The organism is Propionigenium maris DSM 9537 (genome assembly GCF_027925155.1).
GTDB classification, from domain to species: Bacteria; Fusobacteriota; Fusobacteriia; order Fusobacteriales; family Fusobacteriaceae; genus Propionigenium; species Propionigenium maris.
The window spans coordinates 267,242-290,107 of sequence record NZ_BSDY01000002.1 but is presented as its reverse complement, the minus strand read 5'-3'; the positions used below and the strand labels follow the sequence as shown (position 1 = coordinate 290,107).

Sequence of the window (22,866 nt, the reverse complement as noted above, 5' to 3'; positions counted from 1 at the left end):
TCATAAAAAATCATTACATGAAGTTAAAAAGGGTGGAGCGTCATGCTCCTCTTAATTTACCAGGGGGATTATCTTAATGATAGTATGGATCTCTATCAACTTTTCATAGTCCTTTGAGAGTTCTCCAGGGGTATCGTTATCTCTTATGACTCCCTCTACCTCCAGATAAACCTCCTCATAGGGTTTTAACTTAAAGGACTGATACTTCTTCTCCACCTCGCTGGTATTATCCACAACCCACATCCATTCTTCGGTGCCATCCAATCTGTAGGACCTAACCTCGTTACCACCGATATAGTATCCCTTGTAGACAACGGGCTCCTCCCTCTCTCTGATGGATGTGCAGGCGGAAAGTAAAAAAATAATTCCCATTAGTATGAGTAATCTCTTCATAGGCCTATCCCTCCTCTAAACAGCTAAAGTTAAAGCTTAAAGGATATTTACTCTAAAAACTTGAAATTCCTGTAAATTCCTGAAGTCTGTAGAAGTAATACTTTAAATAGGATTCATCGGCTCTCTCCTCATAGGGGAGGGTAAATTCTCCTCCTACGTTGTTCCACATATTGTCAAAGTACTCATTTACCTCCAGAGAAAACTCATCTTTTATGGGAGCTTTGATCTGAAGGTTTGTCTCAAAGTTATATCCGTAGAGATTTCTCTTGGTAAAGTTTGCAGACCCTCCGATAATGGTCATATAATCCTTGTTGTTTTTAATGATAAACTTTGCGTGGTATTGCTCTCCACTGGTGTTGTACCACCTTACCTGGATATTTCCCTTTCCCTTTTCAAGGAGCTCCCAAGCTACCTGCCTGTTTGGGATACCGTCCTTTGATCTTCCAAAGGCCTCTACATTACTGTCCATTACAATATATGTCTTAACTCCCCTACGGGCAGCTCTCTTGATGGCCTTGGCTATGGGTCTGTCCCCCAGATAGAAGATACCGATCTTCAACTCCTCTCCTATATGACTTTCATCGATGAGCTTGACGATCTTATGACCTATCATCCCCTCAGTAAGGAGCCTGACCTCTATATCGCCGCTGCCCCTCTTCTCCTCTGAGTACTGAGGGATCTCAATGGGGATCTCAAATCCCGAAAGTCCTGCAGTAATGATCTCACTCTTAAGGATCTCAGCAGTTACAGGTCCCTCTACAAGGAAGCCTATATTGGAGTGATAGGCACTGGCATCGTGAAAGTTTGCCGAGGTAATAACAGCCTTTTCATCGGCAACGATTACCTTTCTGTGGTTGGCTTTTAGGTTAAATAGCTTCATATAGGACCTCAGGTTAACTTTGGGACCGTGAGCGGCAAAGGGGTTTGTCATCCACCCCTCCTCCCCTGTACCAAAGTGTCTGAATATTCCTCTCCACAGGAATGAGTAGGTGATATTGGAGTCCTTGATCTCCGCCATATCCGTCTGGATAACAGGGATACCTGCATCTGACAGGGCAAGGAACTCCTCCACTTCATAGATCTCATAGAAGCTGTTGACCTCATCTGTTATAAAGTAGATGGGAACCCCTTCATTTTTCTTCTCTATAAGGGTTTGGATAACCTTTTCTGTAATTGCAGGATAGGTATCCTCCTCGGGATATAGACTGTTAAAAAGAAACATATCTATAACTACGTAATTTTCAGCCTCCTGTATTATATCTAAAGTTCTCTTTAAGATTTCCTGGTCTATGACCCTCTCATCTTCTCTGATATAGGTCTGGTCTGTAAGAAACTCCACCCTCTCTACATTGTAGACATTTCCCTTTACAGATGTTCCGTAGGGAGCTGACCTGCATCCGCCCAGTATGAGAGTTAGTAATATAAGCAGATTAATAAAAAACTTTTTCATCAATTATGCACCTCTTTGTTTCCATAAAATATAGATGTAGTCTCGAACACATATTATATCACGTTTTCCATTGAAATATAGTCTTTCAAAGGTAAACTTAGTAAAATTTAAGGAAAAAAAGAAGCCCTTATAGGGCCTCTATAAGTTTAGATAAAGTTTTCAATGAGGGACTTAAATCCCATTAAGATAAGGATAGTTCCCCCTAGATACTCGGTTTTATAGTTAATAAGGTGTCCCACCCTGTGTCCTAAATAAACTCCAGCAGAGGAGATGAAAAATGTAATAACTCCTATTATCCCGATGGAGTAGAGGATGTTGAGGTTGGGAACCAGGGAAAATGAAAATCCAATGGCCAAAGCGTCTATACTTGTGGCAAATCCAAGCATGAGAACATTGGAGCTGAGCTCACACCTGCCAGTGGTTTCACACCTGTGATCCTCCCAGGCATCGAAGATCATCTTTCCCCCTACAAAGAGGAGAAGGGCAAAGGTTACCCAGTGGTCATACTGGGAGATCCTCTCTGAGAAGAGCCCTCCCACCTTCCATCCTATAAATGGCATTACAGCCTGGAAGAGACCGAAGATGACAGCCACACGAAGGGTGTGCCTTATGTGAAGCCTCTTCATGGCAAGGCCTTCAGTAAGGGATACTGCAAAGGCATCCATGGCAAGTCCTATGGATATAAGCACAAGGGATGTAAAGTTCATAGTGTTCCTCCTAAACTTCTGAGGAGTCTAGCCTACAACTTCCTTGAAGACTCTCAGAATATTTTTGTTATATATCTTTTCCAGCTGGCTGCTGGTAAGTCCTCCCCTTTTAAGGGCCGAATCGAGCTTCTCCATCTCCCCTATATTCTTGATCTCCAGGGAGTTTTCTATTCCGTCGAAATCCGTTCCCAGGGCAAGGAACTCCTCTCCCCCTTTGTCTATGAGGTAGAGGGCATGCTTAACCAGGTCATCCACCTTGCAGAGGTCGCTTCCATCCAGGAAGGAGCTGCAGAAGTTAAGCCCCGTAACTCCCCCCTTGTCTGCCATAGCCCTTATCATATCATCTGTAAGGTTTCTGGGATGGTTCCAGACCTCACGGGCATTTGAGTGGGAAGCTAGGAAGGGCTTGGAGCTGTGTCTGGCTACATCCCAGAATCCTCCGTCTGAAAGGTGGGAAACATCGATGATCATCCCCAGCTCATTCATAAGGTGGACGGTTTCTATTCCCTTATCCTTTAATCCCAGCTCCCTGAAATCCTGATACTTATTTGGGTAGGCCAGGTCATTTTCATTGTTCCAGGTAAGGGTGATGAGCCTTACCCCCATATCATAGATTTTTCTTAGCTTATCCATATCCCCCATAACAGGCTCTCCACCCTCAAGGGTCAGGATGCTCGAAAGGATACCCCTCTCCCTGTTTGAAAGAATATCTTTATAGCTCAAGGCTTCACCTATGAGGTGAGGATACCTTGCTACCTCCTTTTTGTAAAGCTTATGCATCCCGGTGAAGACCTCCCAGGGTGTCTCCTCTTCCTTGAGCTCCCTGGGATCCTGGGCATCGAAGAAAAGGGCAAAAAACTGTCCCATTGCTCCAACTCTTTTAAGTTTTTCCAGGTCCACCTGAAGGGAGTTCCTCTCCAGGGTATCCCCGGCGGTATGTTCAAAGTAAAGTCTGTATATAGTATCGCAGTGCATATCTAAAATTTTCATAGATTTCCCCCTATTTATTCTCAGACTATTATACCTCAACTTCCCCCTATAAATAAAGCTATGCTGTTTCCAAAGTAAGATTTTTTATCCACTTTCTGGAGAAGAACCTTATAAGTCCAAAGGGGACCCTCACGATCTCCTCAAAGGCAGCCATTAGATAGACCACATAGAGAGGGAAGCCAAAGATAAATGCCCCTGCAGCAGCAAGGGGAATACCTACTCCCCAAAGAGCCCCAAGGTTTGCCCTCATGGCAAAGGCGGTGTCTCCTCCGGTCCTCAGGACTCCCACTATCTTGACCAGGCTGATGGACTTAAGGGGGAAGATGACACAAAATGCCAGCAGAGCCTGGTGAGCCAGGTTGAATACATTCTCATCTACCTTGTAGAGCCCGATAAGGTTCTTGGAAAAGAGGAAGATGATCCCAGAGGTTGCCAGGGACAGAATAAGAGCCAGCTTGTAGAAACGTATCCCATACTCATAGGCAAGGTCCTCCCTTCCCTCTCCTATCTTCTGTCCTATCATAACGGCAGCAGCACTGGAGAATCCAATTATCCCCACATAGGCAAGCCTCTCCACGCTGTTTTCTATATTTATCGCAGCCAGGGCCGGGGTGCTGATCCTGCCGTAGATAACGCTGTAGGTAGTCTGTCCCAGGGCCCACACAATGTCATTAACGATTACAGCCCCTGCAGTGTAGGAGAAAGCTCTTGCAATGGTGGAGTTCCATGCAAAGTATTCCCTGGGCCTTATTGCAAGGATAGACTTCTTGGCATATACAGAGATAAAGATAATGAGGCACTCTATCGCTCTTGCAATGGTGGTAGCTATGGCAGCTCCCTCTATTCCAAGCTTTGGAAATGAATGGTTACCAAATATCAGCAGGTAGTTTAAGCTTACATTTACCAGCAGGGAGATAGAGGAGGCGATCATTGGAAGCCTGCTCTCTCCTATACTTCTCAAGAATACAGAGAAGACAGATGATACACCGGTAGCTGCAAAGGAGAGGGCTACAATCCTCATATATTTAGATGAGATGGCAATAACCTCGGTATCTCCTGTATAGAATCCTCCCAAGGCTTCAGGGAAGAAGAATCCCCCTATGAAAAATACAAGGGCTGAAATCATGCTGAGCCAGAAGGAGATGGAGAGTACATACTTTATCTTGTGGTAGTCTCCGCTTCCATAGTACTGGGCTGAAAATATAGATGCTCCTCCGCTTATGGCAACGAGGAGGGTTGTGAGGAGAAATACAATCTGATTGGCTATTCCAAGGGATGCCACAGCAGTATCTCCCAACTGTCCTATCATGAATACGTCAGCCATATTTATAGATGACAGTATGAGACTCTGAATTGTAATGGGCAGAGCCAGGGTAATAAGTTGCTTGTAAAAATTTTTCTTCATAGAAGTCACTCCTTAAGTAAAGTTTAGATATTTGGAATGACTGGAGGTAAGCTAAAAAACTGCAATAAAAAAACAGCCATAGCTGCTCTTAAAAAAGAGAAACCACCAATCCAAGAGGGATGGACCCATAAGGCCTAATGACACTCCCAAAGCACCAGTGAGATGGACTAATAAAGCCTGACGACACTCTCACAGCACCAAAATGAATTGACTGCTCTCAGTCAGTTATTTTTGATCAGGAAATTCTATCAAAAAAATATTCTGTTGTCAACACCAATAAGGGAGAGAAATGGTTCATAAAAATGATTGGTTTTTTAAAGAACTTGTAATCTTTTGAATGACTTAATATACTCTTTGTCACTCAAAATTATTGGGGTCTTTAGGTTTAATGAAAGCTTAAGTTTTGTACTTTTATTCCCAGGACACTCTTGAGGTCTTTATAAATAAGGGGTGATTACTTTTTGTAAAAAATAGCTTTTTATATGAGCGGGAACAGTCCCAAAAAAAGTTGACTTTGAGAAAAAAATAGCTATTATATAGGTAGTTTTTGGGAGGGAGAGTGTTATGGAAAGGATCTTGGTAATCAGCAGAATTTTAAGTGAGTATAGGAGTATATTCAAGGAGGAGGATATAGACGTCACCTTGAATGAAGCTCTGGTCTTAGAAGCAGTTAAGAACACCCAGGGAACCAAAGCCAGCATATCCAGGGCTCTCTTAAAGGATAAAGCCTATGTCTACAGGTTAATAAATGTACTTATGGAGAAGGGACTTATAGAGAGAGAGGATAAGGTATACAGGCTTACAGAAGGGGGAAGAAGGGTATATGAAGAGTCCTCTGAGATCTGTGAGGTCATAGGCAGAGGGTTTGATGGTGAGCAGGATAATTATTCTAAATGTTTGGTGAAAAAAGCCAAGGCAACTATGACCTCAATGGCAGTTTAAACAGGAGTTAGATCCTCCCTTTAGGGGGGATTTTTTTATGGAAGATTTACCTTAATTTACCTCCCCTTCAGAGAGGGTCTCCCAGTCATAGAGAGTTTCATCCAGCCAAAGGACATAGTTAAATAATAGATTCACAATAAAAATACCGATAACTACTCTTTTTTCTTTCATAACCTCTCCCTTCGCAACCTCTCTTTTTGAATATTTTACCCAGGTGTTATTTTTATTGATATGACAAATGACGCACTAAGTAAAAATTCCTATGCTATATTTAGAGCTGTAGTTTTAAAGATAAAACTTCACTTAGGAAAAAGGAGATTGTGAAAAGAAATGAAAAAACTAATAGCAGCAGGATTTATATTGACAGCAGTGAATGTAATGGGGGCCACAGAGGGGAATGATCTGGAGGTCTCTGTAGGGGCTGGAGGAATGAGTAAGAGATCTATCTATAAAACAAAGGATAAGTATGAGGTTAATCCCCTTATCCCTCTAAATGTTAAGTATGGAGATTTCTACCTGAGTCTCATGGAGACAGAGATGGGGTATACCTTCTATAATGAGGATGGTCTAAGGTTAAGCCTTATAGGTAAGGCACACCTGGGATATGATTCCAGTGACCTGGAGAGGGAGTACAGAGCTATGGATGACAGGGATATGGATTTTCACCTGGGGTTAAAGAGTGTCTACTCCCATAAAAACTATGAGCTTATCTCATTTATTACGGGAGATGTATCTGGCGAATCAGACGGAAAGACAGCTGGAGTTCAGGGAAGAGCCCACTACCAGGTTATACAGGGGAAGCTTGTCTTTAGTCCTAGTATAGGAGCAACCTATGCAGACAGCGGTTATGTAGACTACTTCTATGGAGTGAAGGGAAGTGAAGCAAGAGAGGGGAATATAAATAATGGTGAGGAGTATAGAGGGGCGGGATCTATGATCTATTCCTTTAACAGTGCTCTGACATACATCTATGATGAGTTCCTTAGTTTTAGTCTGCTAGGAGGAGCAAACCTCTATGACAGTAAGGTAGAGAACTCCCCTATAGTTGATAAAAGGTATGAATACTTTGGAGGGGGAAGCTTCTCATATAAGTTTAAATAGGAAGTTGATAGTATGGAAAGGCCGTAGAATCCTACGGCCTTTTTTGTTGTTAAGGAAAGCATAAACTATATTATTACCATGATAAAAATCCATTATACAAAATTAGAAGGAGTGGAGCGTCACGCTCTATTTTGTTTGAAGCGACAAAAGTCACCTGAAATAAAAAACTGCTATGCTACTATAAATCGTTTTAATATCAAATTTTAGGTCGGGAAGGTTTAAGAGGATTCCTGATGGCAGAGGAGTAGAGGTAGAGTTATATGGAGAGTATCTTGATTGTAAGCAGAATATTGAGTAAGTATAGGAGTAACTTTGGAGAGGGTGGTATAGACCTGACGTTAAATGAAGCACTAATCCTTGAAGTGGTAAAAAATAATGTTAATACAAAGAGGCAGATAAGTAACTCCCTATTAAAGGACAGTGCCTATGTTATAAGGGCAGTGAACAAGCTGATTAAGAGAGGGCTGATAGAGGAGAATAGAAGGGTGCTAAAACTCACTGAAAAGGGTTTAGACAGGTGGAAGAGGTGCTCCCAGGTATGTGAGGCAATAAATCAGGAGTGGAAGGCTGAAAGAAGCATATATGACAGGAGACTGGATGAGGAAACGAGAAAGAACTTTATAAAATTAGTCGAGGACTCAAAAGATTAGTGGGATACTGTGAAAATCCATCCTTGAAGATGAAAGTTTTCTAAAAGAGGAAGGTCCCCGAAACTTGAATAACGGTTTCAGGAACCTATCTCTTAATTACTCACAGAATATGACACCTAACTTACCAGGTTCCAGTCTGAAGGGGGAACCCTTTCCCTGCATAAAGTGGTGCTCCCTTAAAAGGTGAAGGGATAGCTCGGTAACAAGAAGGGTCTCACGACTCTTTAGGCATGTAATCTCTGCTGCGGTTTTTCTGTAGAGCCCTTGGTGACCAAAGGGGCAGGGAAGAGAACCCTTGGCTTCCAGTATTTGTACTAGCCATCTATCATCTATTGTAATAGGTTCTCCCAGTCCCTTCTCTCCCTCTCTTATGAGGTGTTCCAGGATATCTGCCACCCTGTTAAAATCCATCTTTAAAGCCCTCATCTCACACTCATCTCTTGTGATTATCTCTGAAAGGGAGAGGTCATCATCTCCTAAAAAACCCTCAGCAGTAATGACTCCAGGGGCCATATTTTTTTCAGCTAATATAATTTCAGGGGTCTTTTTCATTCTATCCTCCTATGCAAAGCTGTCATAATAAATTTTATCCAGATCCATTCCATTGGCTTCAAATACATTGTTGCAGGCATTGATCATCCCCGGGCTTCCACAGAGGTAACCCTCCCTCTCCTCAGCTTTAATAACCTCTTTGAGGTATCTGTCTAGGACATCGGTAATCAGCCCAGTCTCCCCCTCCCAACGTTCGTCTGGGTTAGGCTCTGACAGTGCAGGAACAAAGTGGAAGTTAGGCCACTTTTCCTCTAGATCCCTCAGTTCCTTTACATAGAAGAGATCCTTTAAGCTACGGGCACCAAAGAAGTACCATACATCCCTGTCTGTAATATTATTTTCATACATATCGTAGAGGATGGATTTAAAGGGAGCCATACCAGATCCCCCTGCCACACATACCATGGCAGCCTTGGTTTCAGATCTTCTGAACTCCCCAAAGGGACCGATGACATCTACCTTGTCTCCCTCCTTTAATAAGGTATGTACCCAGGTTGTGGCTATTCCCCCTGGAACGAGCCTGATAATAAGTTCGATATGATTTTTATCTGAAGGTCTTGAAGACATGGAGTAGGCTCGCTGGTTGACGTCCTTAATCTTTCCATAGGGGGGAACAACAAGCTGTACATAGGCTCCAGCCTCAAACTCTATGCTTTCCCTTCCGATATCTATGAGGACCTCCTTGATATCGTGGGTGAGGTCTCTAATCTTTTCTATCCTTCCTTCAAACTGCTTTACGTTAAAAAGCTCCTCCGGAATCTCAAGTTCCAGGTCTTTTTTAACCTTGACCTGACACGCCAGCCTGATATTTTCTGCCATCTCCTCCTTCTTTAAGTATGGGACTTCTGTAGGAAGGTGGGGGCCAACATCGGTAACTACCTTACACTTACATGCACCGCAGCTTCCACGTCCTCCGCAGGCAGAGGGAATAAATATCCCCTCCCCGGAAAGGGTGGAGAGAAGGGTATCCCCTCCCCGGACATCTAAGTTCTTTTTATCTGAGTTTATATGAATAGTCACATCTCCATAGTCATTTACATGCTTGTCCACAACAGATATAAGGGCAGCAAGCCCTCCGGCAATGGAGGCTATGGTTAGAGGAGCTACTAAAAAGTCCATGCTATCAACCTCCTACTGTACAATTAGCATACCTGAAAATCCGATAAAGGCCATTGCCATAAATCCAATGGTAATGAGAGTAATTCCCGGCCCTTTAAGTCCCGATGGAACTGGAGCATTGGCTACCTTTTTCTGTATGGCTGAGAGGGCCATAATAGCCATCCACCATCCGAGTCCCGACCCCAACGAGTAGAAGGTGGTCTGGATAAAGGAGTAGTTTCTTATCTCCATGAATAGGGAAACCCCCAGAATAGCGCAATTTACTGTAATCAGGGGAAGAAATATTCCAAGGGCCATGTAGAGGGTTGGAGATACTCTATCTATGACCATCTCAAGGATCTGTACAGTAGCTGCAATAACAACAATAAAAACAATGAACCTGAGGTAGATAAGGTCCAGGGGAATTAAAACATATCTTAATACAACCCAGTTGATCATACCTGTAATTGTAAGGACTCCAGTAACGGCCATTCCCAGACCATTTGATGAGGTCATATCCTTGGAAATTGAGATAAAGGAACACATTCCCAGGAAGTTAGCCAGAAGTATATTGCTGGTAAATATAGATGCCAGCAGCAGGGTGAATGGATGAATATCAGGTGCCATAGTATCTCCTCCTTATCTTGTAGTTTCTTGGCATGTACACTGCCTGATCTCGTTCATGGTCATAATAGTCTTTACAGCCCATATGAGTCCTCCCAGAAGGAAAAAAGCACTGGGAGCCATAACCATAATTGTCCATGGAGTAAAACTCTCTCCCATAACTGCAATTCCAAAGAGGCTGCCAAATCCAAGGAGCTCTCTGAAGAAAGCTATGACCATAAGAACCCACATATAACCAAGCCCAGAAGTAATACCATCCCAGAGAGAGGGAAGGGGTGTGTTGGCCTGGGCAAAAGCTTCAGCTCTACCCATGATAATACAGTTAGTAATTATAAGTCCCACATAGGGTCCCAGGGCCTTGCTGATATCTGGCAGGTAAGCCCTCAGGAGAATATCCACTATTATTACATAGAAGGAGATGATAAGTGTCTGAACTATCATTCTTACCTTTCTGGGAATATAGTCCTTCATGAGGGAAACCGAGACATTGGTCAGGGAAGCAACAAATATAACTGAAAGAGTCATTATAAAGGTATTGGTTAAGTTGTTGGTAACAGCCAGTGTAGAACAGATTCCAAGGATCTGAACAAATACCGGGTTGTTGTCCCAGAGGTTTTCCTTTAAGATAGAATTATTCATAGATTACACCTTCCTTCTTGAGGGTCTGGATGACCTTATTAATACTCCTTTCCACCGCTTTATTTGTAGCACTGGCTCCAGAGATGCCGTCGAGAAAAATCCTCTTGGGAGATTTGGACTTCTGGGAAGCCTCTCCAATGATGATTTCCTCCGAAGTCTTGATACCTGTGAACTGCTCCTTAAACCAGGAATCCTCTATGGCTGCTCCCTGCTTTTCAGATTGAGAGATAATCTCTACTCCCATAATTTCATCTAAATCAAGATCCAGAAGAAGGACTCCCTTGATATCCCCAGAGTATCCCTCTGCGGTAAATTTGGCAGCAACAACCTTCTTCTCCCCTGCCACTCCCTCTATATAGGGCTGGGAAATATCCTCATCATTGAAGACTGCTTTAAAGATCTCCTCTATCTCGGCTTCAGATTCAGAGTAGATACCTCCAGCCTCCAGTACGGCTCTCTTTAGAAGGACTTCATCTGAAAGGGCACTCTCTTTGTTGCTGCCCTCCTTGAGGGTTTTAACCTGATTATTAATTATATTTTGCATGGATTCGCTGGTTCTGGTAGCCCCGGTTATCCCGTCGAGGATACCATTGTCTGGGTCTGTGTCCCCCATTCCTCCGCTCTGAACCACCATTATATCTGTGGAGATAGACTCTCCCCTAAACTGCTCCTTAAACCAATCCTCCTCGATTCTTCCACCCAGTCCAGGAGTCTCAGAGTGGGAGGTGATCTCCATCCCCACAATCCTGCTAAAGGTATTATCCACTGCAATAACTCCAGTTATAGTTCCCCAGAGCCCCTTACCGGAGAAGGGGGAAACGATTACAGGAAGATCGCCTACCACAGCACGGATGGGCTCGGAACCAGGAGTATCCATATTAAATGTTTTTCTGAAGAGCTCCTCTACATTGGCACCCTTCTGGATCTCTACACCGCTGGCCAAGAGATATGCCCTGGCTGTGGAGAGGGCCTGGTTTTTTTCAACTCTCTCTCCTGTATAAGCTGCTGCCAGGGAGAGGATGAATACCAGGATAAAGGTTATGGTAAAGCTAAAAATTACTGTATAGACTAAGGAATCTTTCTTCATGCTTTAGCCCCCTTCCACTGCCACTTGCCTATGGTTTCATCCATTAGAGGGGCAAAGGTATTGGCAATAAGGAGTGCAAAACTGGTCCCTTCCGGGAAGAGAGAGTATGCTCTTATTATGCAGGTGGCTACTCCGATAAGGATGCCGTAGACAAAGAGAGAATTACTCTTCTTGGGTGAGGAAACAGGATCTGTAACCATAAATACAGCTATAAACAGCAGGCTTCCAGAAGCCAGCCCCAGGATGGGATTGTAGGAGAGCCCCAGTGCAAAGAGTACTCCCTGAGCGACTGTATATCCCGCAATAGTTGACAGTGAGGACTTCCAGCTGGCTGTTTTTGTATAGAGAAGGTAGGCTCCTGCCAGAAGGATCAACAGGATGGAGCTTTCTCCCAGGGAACCTACTCTTATACCTATAAGGTGTCCCATGAGATCTATTCCCCCGCCGCTTCTGAGAGCTTCCAGAGGGGTAGCGCCGGCGACACCCTCTACCATCCCGAAGTTTCCAGGAGGAGACCACTTATTTACTATATTTGGGAAGGTGATATAGACAAAAAGCCTTCCTGTGATGGCAGGATTGAATATATTTCTTCCAAACCCTCCATAAGCCATCTTTCCCATGGAGACTCCAAAGGCTATCCCTATGGCTGTAATCCATAGTGGGGTATTTGGAGGGAGGGAAAGGGCGTAGAGAGCGCAGGTAACGAGGACAGCCTCGGTAATCTTCTTGTTTTGTTTTTGCACAAAGATATATTCGCAACCAATTCCTATGACAAAGGTTGTGAGGATTATGCCTATGGCTCTCATGCCGTAGAGGTAGATGGAAAATAAAAAGATTGGCAGTAGTGAGTACATGACTTTTCGCATCATTAGTTGTTTTTGGAACACAGAGACCAACTCCTATTCAAATCAAATTTTTACTATTAAGGTATACGTACTCTGTGCAGAAATCCTTTATTAGAGGGGATAAAAAAAGCCCTCTATTGAAAATAGAGGACTTCTAATTACTTTTATAAGTTTATGCAAGCTTTGCTTCCTTCTTCTTCTGAGCCTCTGGAGATGCTTCTCTTCCTCCCCAGCACTCTGTTCCTTCAACAAGACCTACCTTAGTTGCATCAAATACAGGGTTCTTCCCCTCCCTCTTCTGATCGATGTAGTCATCTAGAAGAGTCTTAGCAACTGGAGCCAGCTTGATAATTGCATAGATATTGATAACAGCCATAAGACCCATAAAGAGGTCTGCCAGGTTCCATACAGTTCCCATGGCTACCCTTGCACCGAAGAATACCATGAAGAGAACTCCAAGTCTGTAAGCTGTAAGGATAGACTTACTTCCACTCATAAACTCAATGTTAGCTTCGCCATAGTAGTAGTTACCGATGATAGAGCTGAATGCAAATAGTAGAATACATAGGGCGATAAAGATTCCTCCCCAAGATCCAACCTGAGATACAAGGGCTGTCTGAGTAAGCTGAATTCCGCTTAGTCCCTCCTGAGTATGTGCTCCAGATACAAGGATAAGCATAGCTGTAGCAGAACAGATAAGGATAGTATCTGTAAATACTCCTAGAGTCTGAATAAGTCCCTGCTTCACCGGGTGGCTTACCTCAGCTGTTGCAGCGGCATTGGGTGCAGATCCCATACCAGCTTCATTTGAGAATAGTCCTCTCTTGATACCCTGCATTACAGCTGCACCAATAGCTCCTCCTGCAAACTGCTTTAATCCAAAGGCACTTGAAATAATCATACTGATAACCGATGGTACCAGAGTGATATTCTTGACAAGAACAAAGGCAACAACCAGAAGGTACAGCACAGCCATTACAGGTACAATAGCCTCTGCAACCTTGGCAATCCTTTTAACACCACCAAAGATAATAATACCAGTAAGTGCTGTAAGGATAAACCCTAGTATAGTTCTGTTCAGTCCAAATGCCCCTTCAAAAGCAAGGGAGATAGTGTTTGACTGTACAGAGTTAAATATTAGTCCAAAACAAACTGTAATAAGGATAGAGAAGGAAATACCAAGCTTCCTGTTATTAAGGGCCTTCTCCATATAGTAGGAAGGACCTCCTCTATATCCGCCATCTGTTTTCTCCTTGTATACCTGTGCAAGGGTACTCTCAACAAAGGCTGAAGCAGCTCCAAGAAGAGCTATGATCCACATCCAGAATACAGCCCCTGGTCCTCCAGCAGCAACAGCAAGAGCAACTCCGGCTAAGTTACCGGTTCCAACCCTGGAAGCAGTACTGATACAGAAAGCTTGGAAGGATGAAACCCCATTTTCACTCTTTCCACTTCCCTCTCCCAATAACTTGACCATCTCTCCAATAAATTTAAACTGAACAAACTTATTTTTAATAGTAAAAAACAGTCCCGCTCCGATAAGTAAAACAATAAGTACATACGACCATAGGATAGTGTTTCCCAGGTCAACTAGCGATGATAAAAAATTCAACATCAATAACCCCTCCTTAATAATAAATAATCTATTAAAAGCTAATAGCTTTTTTGCTGATTCTAAAAAAATTCATAGGTTCAATAGATTTATATGGATATATGAAGATATATCTTATAAATGATAAAATCAAAAATCATTAACAGATTTAATTATACTTCAAATATTGACTTTAGTCAATAAAAAAGTACAGTTGTCTGATTGGGGTACACTATTCTTAAAGAAGCTACATTTAGTGGGGTATTGGGAATGTTGGCTTTTCTAAAGATTAGAGGCATGGAGAGATAAGAAATCTTTTTTAATAAAAAAGCCATTGAAGATTCAATGGCTTTTAAACTATCTTTCTATCTTTTCCTGATTTTCCAACTTATAGGTTCCAGTGAGGTCCTCATAGACCTTGATCTCATAGGAATCATCTTCGACCCTTACCAGGAAGAAGTGGTTGATCCCGTTAACTATCTGCTTCTTGTAGAGGGAAACCTGATAGCTGCTTTCTCCAAGTCCCATCTCATTGAGGGCAAACTTAAGGGCATACTCTCCCCTTACATCATATTCAGCTGTGTAGATCCCTCCGGGCATTGGCAGAGTTTCAGGCTCAGAGGATGAGCACCCTCCCAGAAGAAGAATGAAGGTAGCCAATACTACTATTTTTTTCATAAAGAACCTCCTTTAAGGTCTGGTAATTCTAAGTAATTATAAACTCTACCTTCCTCAATGTCAAAGGGGGCAGGTCCTTTAGCCCAGTCTATATCCGAAACCGCTCTGACTGTTGATCTCTCCCTCCAACTGGGGGACCTTATCCTTAAGTCTTCTCATATACACATCCACAGTTCTGTTTCCCTTGAGAAACTCCTCCTCCCACACCTGGAGATAGATACGCTCCCTGGAAAGGGAGATCCCCGTATTTTCAATTAAAAATGATAGAAGGTTGAAGAGCCTGCTGGAGAGCTTAACTTCCGTACCGTCTACCTCTACTCTCCGGGAGTTTTTAAAGAGGGTGATATTCTTATAGTAAAGAGTTGAATTTGTCGTTCTGCTCTTACGGAGGGAGGCCTTTACCCTGAGAGAGAGCTCCCTAGGATTAAAGGGTTTCTTCAGATAGTCATCTGCACCAGCTTCAAATCCAGAGATAACATCGTCGTCGTCATCTTTACCTGTGAGCATGATGATATAGGGGTCCCCATAGACCTTGGGATTATTTCTTATCTTGAGGCAAACATCTATCCCTGAGATATTGGGCATCATAATATCCAGTATAACTATTGCGGGTTTATGGAGAAGGACAGAGGCCAGGGCAGACTCTCCGCATACAGCTGTATGGATCCTGCCAAACTCCTGCTTCAGGGTAGTTTCAATAAGACGCCTGACCACTAAGCTGTCGTCCACTACTAAAATATTCATCGCTTTCTCCTCCTGTATCTTCTAAGGTTTTCTGTGAAGGATGCCAGGTAGCTTGAGAGCTCCTGGGTATTTTCTCCACTTTTCTCCACCTCATCCAGCAGATGTAGAAGTCTGGAATCATTGAAGTATCCCAGGCTTCCCTTGAGCTTATGCAGGACATCTCTGCTTCCCTTTTCTATCAGAGGGAGAGAGGCGTCATATTCTATGAGGAATGAATCTATGAGCTCATCCAAAAACTCATCTCCATAGTCCTCTCTTAGGAGGTGGATATCTGAGTTGAGATATTTTTTCAGTAAAAACTCCAGTTTCTTGAAGTTAATGGGCTTAGTTAGGAAGTCGGCCATTCCAGCTTCCAAAGCCCGGGTTTTAAACTCCTCCACTGAGTGAGCAGTGAGGGCTACAATGGGAATATCTGTATCCAGCTCCCTGGCAAGTTCTATTCCAGTGGTGTCTGGAAGCTCTATATCCATTAGGATGAGATCAAAATCCCTGAGGTCGTAGCTTCTGGCTTCAGCTCCGCTATAGGCCACCCTTACTTCTACCTTATCCTTTAGAAACTCCGAGAGCACCTTTACATTGATCCTGTTATCTTCAACTACAAGAATCCTTCCCTGAAGTAGTGTGTGGGTCTGCTCTGCTACTCTCTTCTTCTCTGGAATGAGGTTTATATTTATAAAGGGATTTAGAGTGAGGAACTCCTCCCCCCTGAGGGAGTAGCTCTCCTCGATACTATCAATAAGCTTTATCCCGGGCAGATCAACTTTGGCATCGGAGTAGATAACAGCCCCTTCGATCTCAGCAGCTATCTCCTCAGCCTCCTCCTCATCTGCAAGGATACACTCTATATCCATCCTGGAAAACTCCTCAGCCAGCCTGGTGCTGTGATTGCTCACAAGAATAGCAGTGGGCTTGTTGTTTTCAAAGGCAGTATCCCCTATCTTTGTATTTAGCTGAAAGGAGAAGGTGCTTCCCTTGCCTACCCTGCTCTCTATCTTGAGGGTGCTCTCCATTACATCCAGCAGCTTCTTTACAATTGTAAGTCCCAGCCCTGTTCCTCCATAGCCCCTTGAGTGAAACCTTTCAACCTGGTGAAAACTTTCAAAGATCTTATGGATCTTGTTACGGGGAATACCGATTCCAGTATCTGTAACGCTGAACCTCAGGGCAGCTTCGCTGGCACTCTGGGTAACAACCTCAATCTTTAGGGAAACCCTTCCCCGGTCGGTATACTTTATGGCATTACCCATTAGGTTTATAAGGATCTTCTTTACCTTTATATAGTCGGTATAGACCTTCTGGGGAGTCTTCATATCCACAAAACACTCTATCCCTATATTCTTCTCCTTGGTAAAGAGGTAGATTATCTCATTTACAAGACTTCTTATATCAACCAGAGAGAGGTTGATGGATTCCTCGGTGGCATTTAACTTTGAGAGGTCCAGGATATCATTTACTATGGAAAGCAGGTGTTTTGCAGATCCGTCGATTATCTCCAGCCTCTTGTTGGGCTTGTGTCTTATCATAAGCTCAGTCATTCCCAGGATACCATTTAGAGGAGTTCTCAGCTCATGGGTCATATTGGCTAGGAATTTGTCCTTCACCCTGCTGCTCTCCTCGGCCACAACCTTCAGCCTCTTATATTTTACAAGGAGCTTTCTCCAGTAGATCCCTATCACTATAAATATAATGTTGAGTACTATAAATACAATGAGGAGGGTATGGATAAGTTTGGTCTTATCTATCTCTATAAAGTTTCCCTCGAAGTAGGTAACCCTGTCTCCCAGGGGTTCCAGGTAGATATTGTACCTGGCAACCTTCTCCCTGTTTACCATATAGGAGATGTCCTTAAGGTCCCCCCCGTTGCTTCCAGCAAGGGTAAGAGCAAGATTTTTTCCAGCACTGTAGTAGTCCCTTATGAGGGAGATGGTATATTCCTCTCTGGGAATTATCTTATAGGAGTACACGGGAGGGTTTGGAACAGGTTCCCTTCCTGGAAGCTTCTCCCCCAGGATAACTATACTACTGTTGTTGTAGGACTTCAGTTTGGAGATCTCCTTGTAATCCTCCCTTTCAACCTCATAGAAGCTTATCATCTTGTATCTTTTCTGCAGCTTTTCAAGCTTGGCTTCTGGGAGGGAGTAGAGGTATACCTGCTTGAGGTTTGGATGGATCTGTATGATCTTTTCTACATAATCCTCCAGGCTTACCTCCTTGATCTTCAGGTTGCTCTTCCCGAAATTACTCTCCAGATAGATGAAGCTCTCCGAGGAAAAGAGTTCCTCGAAGTTACCCTCCACATTCTTTCCTATAACCAGCACATGGTCAAAGTTCTCCTTCCCATACTTATATGAATAGAGATCCCTAAGCCTCCCTCTATATTCTGGTGTGTTATTTTTCAGAAGATCCAGGTACTCGATCTCCAGATTTTGATTTATTTCTATATTCTCCTCCAATCCCTGGATCAGCCTGTCGTATTTTGCAACTCCCTTTTGGCTGAAATTTAAAACAAGAATCTCCTGGGCGGAGGTGACGATGGATATTAGCATCAAGAAGACGATTAACATTTTTTCACTCCATATGTTCAAATTTTATAAAAGTGTAACTGTTTTGTAACAACTTCATTGTATAAAATAATTAGTGAATTTAAAAGGAGGAATTTTAATGAAAAAGTTATTTTTGGCTTTAGTGGTACTTGCAGTTGCACTAGCAGGTTGTGGAAAGGAGGAAGCTAAGGAGGAGAAGCTTCTTATCTATGCAGGTCTTATGGAGGATCACGCTGCCATGGCTGTAAAGGAGTTTGAAAAGGAAACTGGTATAAAGACTGAGTTTGTAAGAATGAGTAGCGGGGAGACTCTTGCAAGGGTAAGAGCTGAAAAGGATAATATGTCAGCATCGGTATGGTATGGAGGTCCAGTGGATGCCTTTGTAGCAGCTGATGAGGAAGGGCTAATTGAAGCATATAAGTCTCCTGTAGCAGAGAAGATACCTGCTAACTTTAAGGATGCAGACGGGACATGGACTGGAATATACGTTGGATATCTTGGATTTGTTGGAAACAAATCTGTGTTAGAGGAGATCGGTGCAGAGATGCCTAAGTCTTGGGAGGACCTGTTAAAGCCTGAGTATACTGGAGAGGTTGTAACAGCACACCCTGGATCATCTGGTACAGCATATACAATGCTTTCTACTGTAGTACAGCTTATGGGAGAGCAGGAAGGTATGGAGTATATGCAAAAGCTTAATAAGCAGGTAAGACAGTATACTAAATCTGGAACAGCTCCAGGAAGAATGGTTGGACTGGGAGAAGCAGGAGTTGGAATCACTTTCCTTCACGACGCTATAAAGTACAGAAAGGAAGGATACAAGGATATAATCATAGCTGCTCCAGCTGAGGGAACAGGATTTGAGATCGGAGCGGTAGCCCTTCTGAAGAATGGACCAGACTCTGAAAATGCAAAGAAGTTTATCGACTGGGCACTGTCTAAGAAAGCTCAGGAGATGGGTCAGACTGTAGGATCATATCAGTTCCTAACAAACTCTGAAGCTGTACCTCCAAAGGAAGCTATGGAGATCAAGGACACTAAGTTAATAGATTATGACTTTGAGTGGGCAGGACTTAACAGAAGAAGATTGATAGAAGAGTTTAGTAGAGTAAGTAAGACTACTGCTCCAACTAAATAATAACAAAGGAGTAACAGAGTGGAAGTGAACTTATTTTCATTGAAATTAAAAACAGAACTTAAAAATATGAAGAAGTTATTTAATGACCCCATATTATTTTCAACAATAGTATTTACTCTCATAGTAATAACACTATTCATACTACTGCCTCTTATGAGCATATTGAACTCCAGCTTTACCTACAATGGAAGGGTTTCCCTGGAGCACTATAAAAATATAGCCAGCATGAGGGAAAATATATCCATACTATACAATACATTGAAGCTTGGGGTAACAACGGCAACTCTAGCTACTGTGGCAGGATTTTTCTTTGCATATGGACTTACCTATGTAAAGCTTCCTGTGAAGAGGTTGTTTTCTTCTATAGCGATACTACCTATAATATCACCTCCATTCGTGGTTGCTCTGTCAGCTATCTTACTCTTTGGTAGAAGAGGGTTTATCACCAGAGAACTTCTGGGAATAAGAAACTTTGACATATACGGGTTCCACGGACTGGTGCTTGTACAGTTTCTTACATTCTTCCCGGTAGCCTACCTTATGCTGGTGGGGCTTCTGTCCAAGATAGATCCTTCCGTAGAGGAAGCCTCTAGAGACCTTGGAGCTTCCAGATGGGATGTATTCAGAACGGTAACCCTGCCCCTTATGATGCCAGGGCTTGCCAATGCCTTTCTTGTAATATTTATCCAGTCCATAGCGGACTTTGGTAACCCTATGGTAATTGGTGGAAACTATACTGTAGCTGCAGTACAGATATATCTTCAGGGAATAGGAAACTACGATATGGGAGGAGCAACAGCTCTGTCCATGGTACTTCTTCTGATCTCCATCAGTATATTTGTCACTCAGAAATACTATATAAGCAAAAAATCCTATGTTACTGTAACAGGTAAGGTAGCCAAGAAGAGGGAACTTATGGGAGACACCAAGGTGTGGCTTCCTATCTTCTCCTCTATGATGGCTCTTACAGTTCTGGTTATTCTCATGTATATCCTAATTCCAATAGGATCATTTATAAAGCTCTGGGGTGTGGACTACTCCCTATCCCTGGATAACTACAGGTATGTACTTAATATGGGAATGAAGCCTATAGTGGATACCACAGCCCTTGCTCTGATATCTACTCCTATAACAGGTCTCTTTGCTATGATAATAGCCTTCCTTATAGTGAGAAAGAGATTTGTGGGAAGAAGCTTTATCGAGTTTACAACTATGATGGCAATAGCTATACCGGGAACTATAGTGGGGCTTGGATATGTAATAACATATAATAAGAAACCCCTTGTTCTTACTGGAACGGCCATTATACTGGTCATAGCCTTTATAATGAGAAGTATGCCTATAGGTATCAGATCTGCCATGGCTTCCCTTCAGCAGATCGACCCTTCCATAGAGGAAGCGGCAAGTGTGCTGGGAGCCAACAGTAGGAAGGTATTTACATCTATAACCCTTCCAATGATAAAGCCTGCTTTCTTCAGCGGACTGATCTATGCCTTTGTAAGAAGTATGACCCTTGTTAGTACCATTATATTCCTGGTATCGGCTAAGTATAACCTGCTGACGGTAGCTATCATGAACCAGATAGATGTAGGTAAGATAGGGGTGGCTTCAGCTTACTGTACCATCCTTATAGTGATAGTTGCAGTGATGATACTTGTAATGAAAGTGGTACTAAAGATGCTTGGAATAAATGAAATATCTGAAAATTAGGAGTTAAAATATGAATGCTAAAAGAGTTAAGTTTGAAAATATAAGTAAAGTATTTGTTACAGATAAAAACAGACAGGTAAAGGCTGTAAACAATATAAACCTGGATATCCAGCCGGGAGAGTTTGTGTGTCTTCTGGGGCCTTCTGGGTGCGGAAAGACAACTACCCTTAGAATGCTTGCAGGATTTGAAGTGCCCACTGATGGGCATATCTTCATAGGAGATGAGAATATCGAGAGGCTGACTCCAGATAAGAGAGATACGGCCATGGTATTCCAGAACTATGCCCTCTTCCCACACATGAATGTTTTTGACAATATAGCCTATGGGCTGAAGCTTCAGAAGCTTCCTAAAGAAGAGGTGGAGGCAAGGGTGGAGAAGATACTTCACCTGATGAAGATGGAGGAGTTTGCAGAGCGTGTACCATCTCAGATGTCTGGAGGACAGCAGCAGAGAGTATCCCTTGCCCGTGCCCTTGTAATGGAACCGGGAGTACTTCTCTTCGATGAGCCCCTTTCAAACCTGGATGCTAAGCTCAGACTTCACATGAGGGATGAAATCAGAAAGCTCCAGCAGGAGGTAGGTATCACCTCTATCTACGTTACCCACGACCAGTCTGAAGCTATGGGATTGTCGGATAAGGTAGTTATCATGAAGGACGGAGTTATAGAGCAGGTGGGGTCTCCTACAGAGATCTATCAGAAGCCAGCGAACTCCTTTGTAGCTAACTTCATAGGAAGAGCCAATATCCTGGAAGCAGTAATAAAGGAGGTAGGGGAGGATGGATATACAATAGATGTCCATGGTGTACCTTACTCAGTGGAGAAGTCCAAGGAATACCAGCTTGGGGATAAGGTAGAGATCGTAGTAAGACCTGAGGCAATTGAAGTTTCCGAGGAGGGGAACTTCACAGCTAAGGTAGGTAAGAGTATGTTCATGGGAGCTCACCATGAGTATGAGGTAAACTTCTTTGGAAAACCTCTGGAGATCTCTCTGAACAACCCTAAAAACAAGAGTATGGTGGCAGTGGATGAATCCCTGAGATTCTCCCTGGATGCAGCTTCTATACATATACTTTAATAAAAAAAAGACACTGCTATCAGTGTCTTTTTTACTACTATTAAGGTCTGAAGGTTCTCAGACCCTCCCCATTTCTTATATCCAGGTGTACCCAGTTTACCTCTACCTCCAGGTTGATGGATTTAGAGGTAAGGATCCCCTCCCTGTACCACTGTATGATCTGCTTCCTGGCCTGGGGAGCTGAAAGACCTTCCACATCAAAGTCCACAGCTCTTCCAAAGGAGTGGGAGGAATATTTTGTGTAGACAGGGGAATCAGGAGTTCTGAATCCCCTCCACTGAAACCTGCCCCCATTGGCCCAGGTATTTATAGTTATCCTTCTCCCAAAGAGTTCCCTCAGCTGATTCATCTGGGCGATAAGATTCTTGTCTATAAACCATACACTTTTAGCTCCAAATCTCTGGTAGGTTTCCTTGTCTACAAACTCCTTTATTGAAAAATAATTATGTCCATTGTAGGCTATGCTTTTTTCAGGAGCTTCTCTAGCCACCTTTTTAGTGGTTTTTGAGGTACTTTTAACTTTAAGTTTTTGACCTGGATGGATAGTCCTTCCCCTGAGGTTATTTAGATCTATTAGTTTTGCCGGGGTGAGGTTATACCTTCTGGCGATCTTAGAGAGACTCTCCCCATAAACAACTATGTGGTAGCCGTCTCCCCCTACATCCAGCAGTTCCCCCTGCTTTATATTGCTTGAAGGAAGCTGGTTTCTTACCATTAGCTGACTTACACTGATATTGTACTTTCTGCTGATAATCTCCAGGTTATCTCCTGCTCTTACCTTGTGGGTTTTTGAAAAAGATATGGCTGTAAATACTAGTAAAAATAAAAATATAAGTTTTTTCCTCAAAACACTAACTCTCCCTTTAAGAATCTTTTATGTTGGATGATTTGTTCCTTTTTA

General features: G+C 42.9%; 22 protein-coding genes. 6 read left to right on the top strand and 16 right to left on the bottom strand.

The window, feature by feature from the left end; genetic code table 11:
- Positions 1–51: 51 nt before the first annotated feature.
- The 5 genes from QMG11_RS03175 to QMG11_RS03155 all read right to left on the bottom strand — a co-directional run bounded on the left by QMG11_RS03175 (position 52) and on the right by QMG11_RS03155 (position 4,945).
- A complete protein-coding gene (locus QMG11_RS03175) occupies positions 52–393 on the bottom strand; it encodes a hypothetical protein (RefSeq protein WP_281833390.1) in 342 nt (113 codons plus the stop codon).
- Positions 394–445: 52 nt separating this feature from the next.
- Positions 446–1,843 (bottom strand): phospholipase D-like domain-containing protein, encoded by a 1,398-nt coding sequence (locus QMG11_RS03170; RefSeq protein WP_281833389.1) that lies wholly within the window; start codon positions 1,841–1,843, stop codon positions 446–448.
- A 146-nt stretch (positions 1,844–1,989) separates the two neighbouring features.
- Entirely contained in the window at positions 1,990–2,550 is a 561-nt protein-coding gene (locus QMG11_RS03165; RefSeq protein ID WP_281833387.1) for a manganese efflux pump MntP, read from the bottom strand.
- A gap of 27 nt (positions 2,551–2,577) precedes the next feature.
- Positions 2,578–3,540 (bottom strand): dipeptidase, encoded by a 963-nt coding sequence (locus QMG11_RS03160; RefSeq protein ID WP_281833385.1) that lies wholly within the window; start codon positions 3,538–3,540, stop codon positions 2,578–2,580.
- A 58-nt stretch (positions 3,541–3,598) separates the two neighbouring features.
- On the bottom strand, positions 3,599–4,945 hold the full coding sequence (locus QMG11_RS03155) for an MATE family efflux transporter (RefSeq protein ID WP_281833384.1): 1,347 nt from the start codon (positions 4,943–4,945) through the stop codon (positions 3,599–3,601).
- Between the two features lie 564 nt (positions 4,946–5,509).
- Here QMG11_RS03155 and QMG11_RS03150 point away from each other — a divergent pair.
- From QMG11_RS03150 to QMG11_RS03140, 3 genes are all read left to right on the top strand, one after another.
- The gene (locus QMG11_RS03150; protein ID WP_281833382.1) at positions 5,510–5,887 is read left to right on the top strand and encodes a winged helix-turn-helix domain-containing protein; all 378 of its coding nucleotides are present in this window, start codon (positions 5,510–5,512) and stop codon (positions 5,885–5,887) included.
- A 330-nt stretch (positions 5,888–6,217) separates the two neighbouring features.
- Positions 6,218–6,988, top strand: coding sequence for a MipA/OmpV family protein (locus tag QMG11_RS03145; protein ID WP_281833380.1), 771 nt, complete (start codon positions 6,218–6,220; stop codon positions 6,986–6,988).
- A 260-nt stretch (positions 6,989–7,248) separates the two neighbouring features.
- Complete coding sequence (locus tag QMG11_RS03140; RefSeq protein ID WP_281833379.1) at positions 7,249–7,638, top strand: winged helix DNA-binding protein; 390 nt, start codon at positions 7,249–7,251, stop codon at positions 7,636–7,638.
- Positions 7,639–7,734: 96 nt separating this feature from the next.
- Here the strand turns inward: QMG11_RS03140 and QMG11_RS03135 are convergent, their stop codons facing one another.
- From QMG11_RS03135 to QMG11_RS03090, 10 genes are all read right to left on the bottom strand, one after another.
- Complete coding sequence (locus QMG11_RS03135) at positions 7,735–8,190, bottom strand: hypothetical protein (RefSeq protein ID WP_281833378.1); 456 nt, start codon at positions 8,188–8,190, stop codon at positions 7,735–7,737.
- Between the two features lie 9 nt (positions 8,191–8,199).
- A complete protein-coding gene (locus tag QMG11_RS03130) occupies positions 8,200–9,309 on the bottom strand; it encodes an NADH:ubiquinone reductase (Na(+)-transporting) subunit F (protein WP_281833377.1) in 1,110 nt (369 codons plus the stop codon).
- Positions 9,310–9,321: 12 nt separating this feature from the next.
- Positions 9,322–9,915 carry an NADH:ubiquinone reductase (Na(+)-transporting) subunit E gene (locus QMG11_RS03125; RefSeq protein WP_281833376.1) on the bottom strand — a complete coding sequence of 198 codons (594 nt, stop codon included), beginning with the start codon at positions 9,913–9,915 and terminating at the stop codon, positions 9,322–9,324.
- Between the two features lie 12 nt (positions 9,916–9,927).
- The gene (locus QMG11_RS03120) at positions 9,928–10,551 is read right to left on the bottom strand and encodes an NADH:ubiquinone reductase (Na(+)-transporting) subunit D (protein ID WP_281833375.1); all 624 of its coding nucleotides are present in this window, start codon (positions 10,549–10,551) and stop codon (positions 9,928–9,930) included.
- Positions 10,544–11,638, bottom strand: coding sequence for an FMN-binding protein (locus tag QMG11_RS03115; protein ID WP_281833373.1), 1,095 nt, complete (start codon positions 11,636–11,638; stop codon positions 10,544–10,546). Before QMG11_RS03115 ends, QMG11_RS03120 begins: the two co-directional genes overlap by 8 nt.
- Entirely contained in the window at positions 11,635–12,525 is an 891-nt protein-coding gene (locus QMG11_RS03110) for an RnfABCDGE type electron transport complex subunit D (RefSeq protein ID WP_281833372.1), read from the bottom strand. Before QMG11_RS03110 ends, QMG11_RS03115 begins: the two co-directional genes overlap by 4 nt.
- Before the next feature lie 130 nt (positions 12,526–12,655).
- Complete coding sequence (locus QMG11_RS03105) at positions 12,656–14,095, bottom strand: alanine/glycine:cation symporter family protein (RefSeq protein ID WP_281833478.1); 1,440 nt, start codon at positions 14,093–14,095, stop codon at positions 12,656–12,658.
- A 336-nt stretch (positions 14,096–14,431) separates the two neighbouring features.
- Entirely contained in the window at positions 14,432–14,752 is a 321-nt protein-coding gene (locus QMG11_RS03100; RefSeq protein ID WP_281833370.1) for a putative periplasmic lipoprotein, read from the bottom strand.
- Positions 14,753–14,830: 78 nt separating this feature from the next.
- Positions 14,831–15,496 carry a response regulator transcription factor gene (locus QMG11_RS03095; RefSeq protein WP_281833368.1) on the bottom strand — a complete coding sequence of 222 codons (666 nt, stop codon included), beginning with the start codon at positions 15,494–15,496 and terminating at the stop codon, positions 14,831–14,833.
- Entirely contained in the window at positions 15,493–18,060 is a 2,568-nt protein-coding gene (locus tag QMG11_RS03090) for an ATP-binding protein (RefSeq protein WP_281833366.1), read from the bottom strand. Before QMG11_RS03090 ends, QMG11_RS03095 begins: the two co-directional genes overlap by 4 nt.
- A gap of 97 nt (positions 18,061–18,157) precedes the next feature.
- On the opposite strand from QMG11_RS03090, the gene QMG11_RS03085 reads away from it, so the two are divergent.
- Genes QMG11_RS03085 through QMG11_RS03075 form a run of 3 tightly spaced genes read left to right on the top strand, consistent with a single transcriptional unit; the run spans position 18,158 to position 21,965 of the window.
- A complete protein-coding gene (locus tag QMG11_RS03085) occupies positions 18,158–19,177 on the top strand; it encodes an ABC transporter substrate-binding protein (protein WP_281833364.1) in 1,020 nt (339 codons plus the stop codon).
- A gap of 18 nt (positions 19,178–19,195) precedes the next feature.
- Positions 19,196–20,887 (top strand): ABC transporter permease, encoded by a 1,692-nt coding sequence (locus QMG11_RS03080; RefSeq protein ID WP_281833362.1) that lies wholly within the window; start codon positions 19,196–19,198, stop codon positions 20,885–20,887.
- Between the two features lie 10 nt (positions 20,888–20,897).
- A complete protein-coding gene (locus QMG11_RS03075; protein ID WP_281833360.1) occupies positions 20,898–21,965 on the top strand; it encodes an ABC transporter ATP-binding protein in 1,068 nt (355 codons plus the stop codon).
- A gap of 40 nt (positions 21,966–22,005) precedes the next feature.
- Here the strand turns inward: QMG11_RS03075 and QMG11_RS03070 are convergent, their stop codons facing one another.
- Positions 22,006–22,812, bottom strand: a complete 807-nt coding sequence (locus QMG11_RS03070; protein WP_281833358.1) for a LysM peptidoglycan-binding domain-containing protein — start codon at positions 22,810–22,812, stop codon at positions 22,006–22,008.
- Between the last annotated feature and the right edge of the window lie 54 nt (positions 22,813–22,866).

Excerpts from the sequence above, each read along its gene's own strand:
- QMG11_RS03170 (WP_281833389.1), bottom strand. The coding sequence starts at position 1,843 with ATGAAAAAGTTTTTTATTAATCTGCTTATATTACTAACTCTCATACTG.
- QMG11_RS03140 (WP_281833379.1), top strand. The coding sequence starts at position 7,249 with ATGGAGAGTATCTTGATTGTAAGCAGAATATTGAGTAAGTATAGGAGT.
- QMG11_RS03075 (WP_281833360.1), top strand. The coding sequence starts at position 20,898 with ATGAATGCTAAAAGAGTTAAGTTTGAAAATATAAGTAAAGTATTTGTT.
- QMG11_RS03115 (WP_281833373.1), bottom strand. The coding sequence starts at position 11,638 with ATGAAGAAAGATTCCTTAGTCTATACAGTAATTTTTAGCTTTACCATA.
- QMG11_RS03155 (WP_281833384.1), bottom strand. The coding sequence starts at position 4,945 with ATGAAGAAAAATTTTTACAAGCAACTTATTACCCTGGCTCTGCCCATT.
- QMG11_RS03125 (WP_281833376.1), bottom strand. The coding sequence starts at position 9,915 with ATGGCACCTGATATTCATCCATTCACCCTGCTGCTGGCATCTATATTT.
- QMG11_RS03085 (WP_281833364.1), top strand. The coding sequence starts at position 18,158 with ATGAAAAAGTTATTTTTGGCTTTAGTGGTACTTGCAGTTGCACTAGCA.
- QMG11_RS03145 (WP_281833380.1), top strand. The coding sequence starts at position 6,218 with ATGAAAAAACTAATAGCAGCAGGATTTATATTGACAGCAGTGAATGTA.
- QMG11_RS03150 (WP_281833382.1), top strand. The coding sequence starts at position 5,510 with ATGGAAAGGATCTTGGTAATCAGCAGAATTTTAAGTGAGTATAGGAGT.
- QMG11_RS03100 (WP_281833370.1), bottom strand. The coding sequence starts at position 14,752 with ATGAAAAAAATAGTAGTATTGGCTACCTTCATTCTTCTTCTGGGAGGG.
- QMG11_RS03175 (WP_281833390.1), bottom strand. The coding sequence starts at position 393 with ATGAAGAGATTACTCATACTAATGGGAATTATTTTTTTACTTTCCGCC.
- QMG11_RS03095 (WP_281833368.1), bottom strand. The coding sequence starts at position 15,496 with ATGAATATTTTAGTAGTGGACGACAGCTTAGTGGTCAGGCGTCTTATT.
- QMG11_RS03135 (WP_281833378.1), bottom strand. The coding sequence starts at position 8,190 with ATGAAAAAGACCCCTGAAATTATATTAGCTGAAAAAAATATGGCCCCT.
- QMG11_RS03090 (WP_281833366.1), bottom strand. The coding sequence starts at position 18,060 with ATGTTAATCGTCTTCTTGATGCTAATATCCATCGTCACCTCCGCCCAG.
- QMG11_RS03130 (WP_281833377.1), bottom strand. The coding sequence starts at position 9,309 with ATGGACTTTTTAGTAGCTCCTCTAACCATAGCCTCCATTGCCGGAGGG.
- QMG11_RS03165 (WP_281833387.1), bottom strand. The coding sequence starts at position 2,550 with ATGAACTTTACATCCCTTGTGCTTATATCCATAGGACTTGCCATGGAT.
- QMG11_RS03160 (WP_281833385.1), bottom strand. The coding sequence starts at position 3,540 with ATGAAAATTTTAGATATGCACTGCGATACTATATACAGACTTTACTTT.
- QMG11_RS03120 (WP_281833375.1), bottom strand. The coding sequence starts at position 10,551 with ATGAATAATTCTATCTTAAAGGAAAACCTCTGGGACAACAACCCGGTA.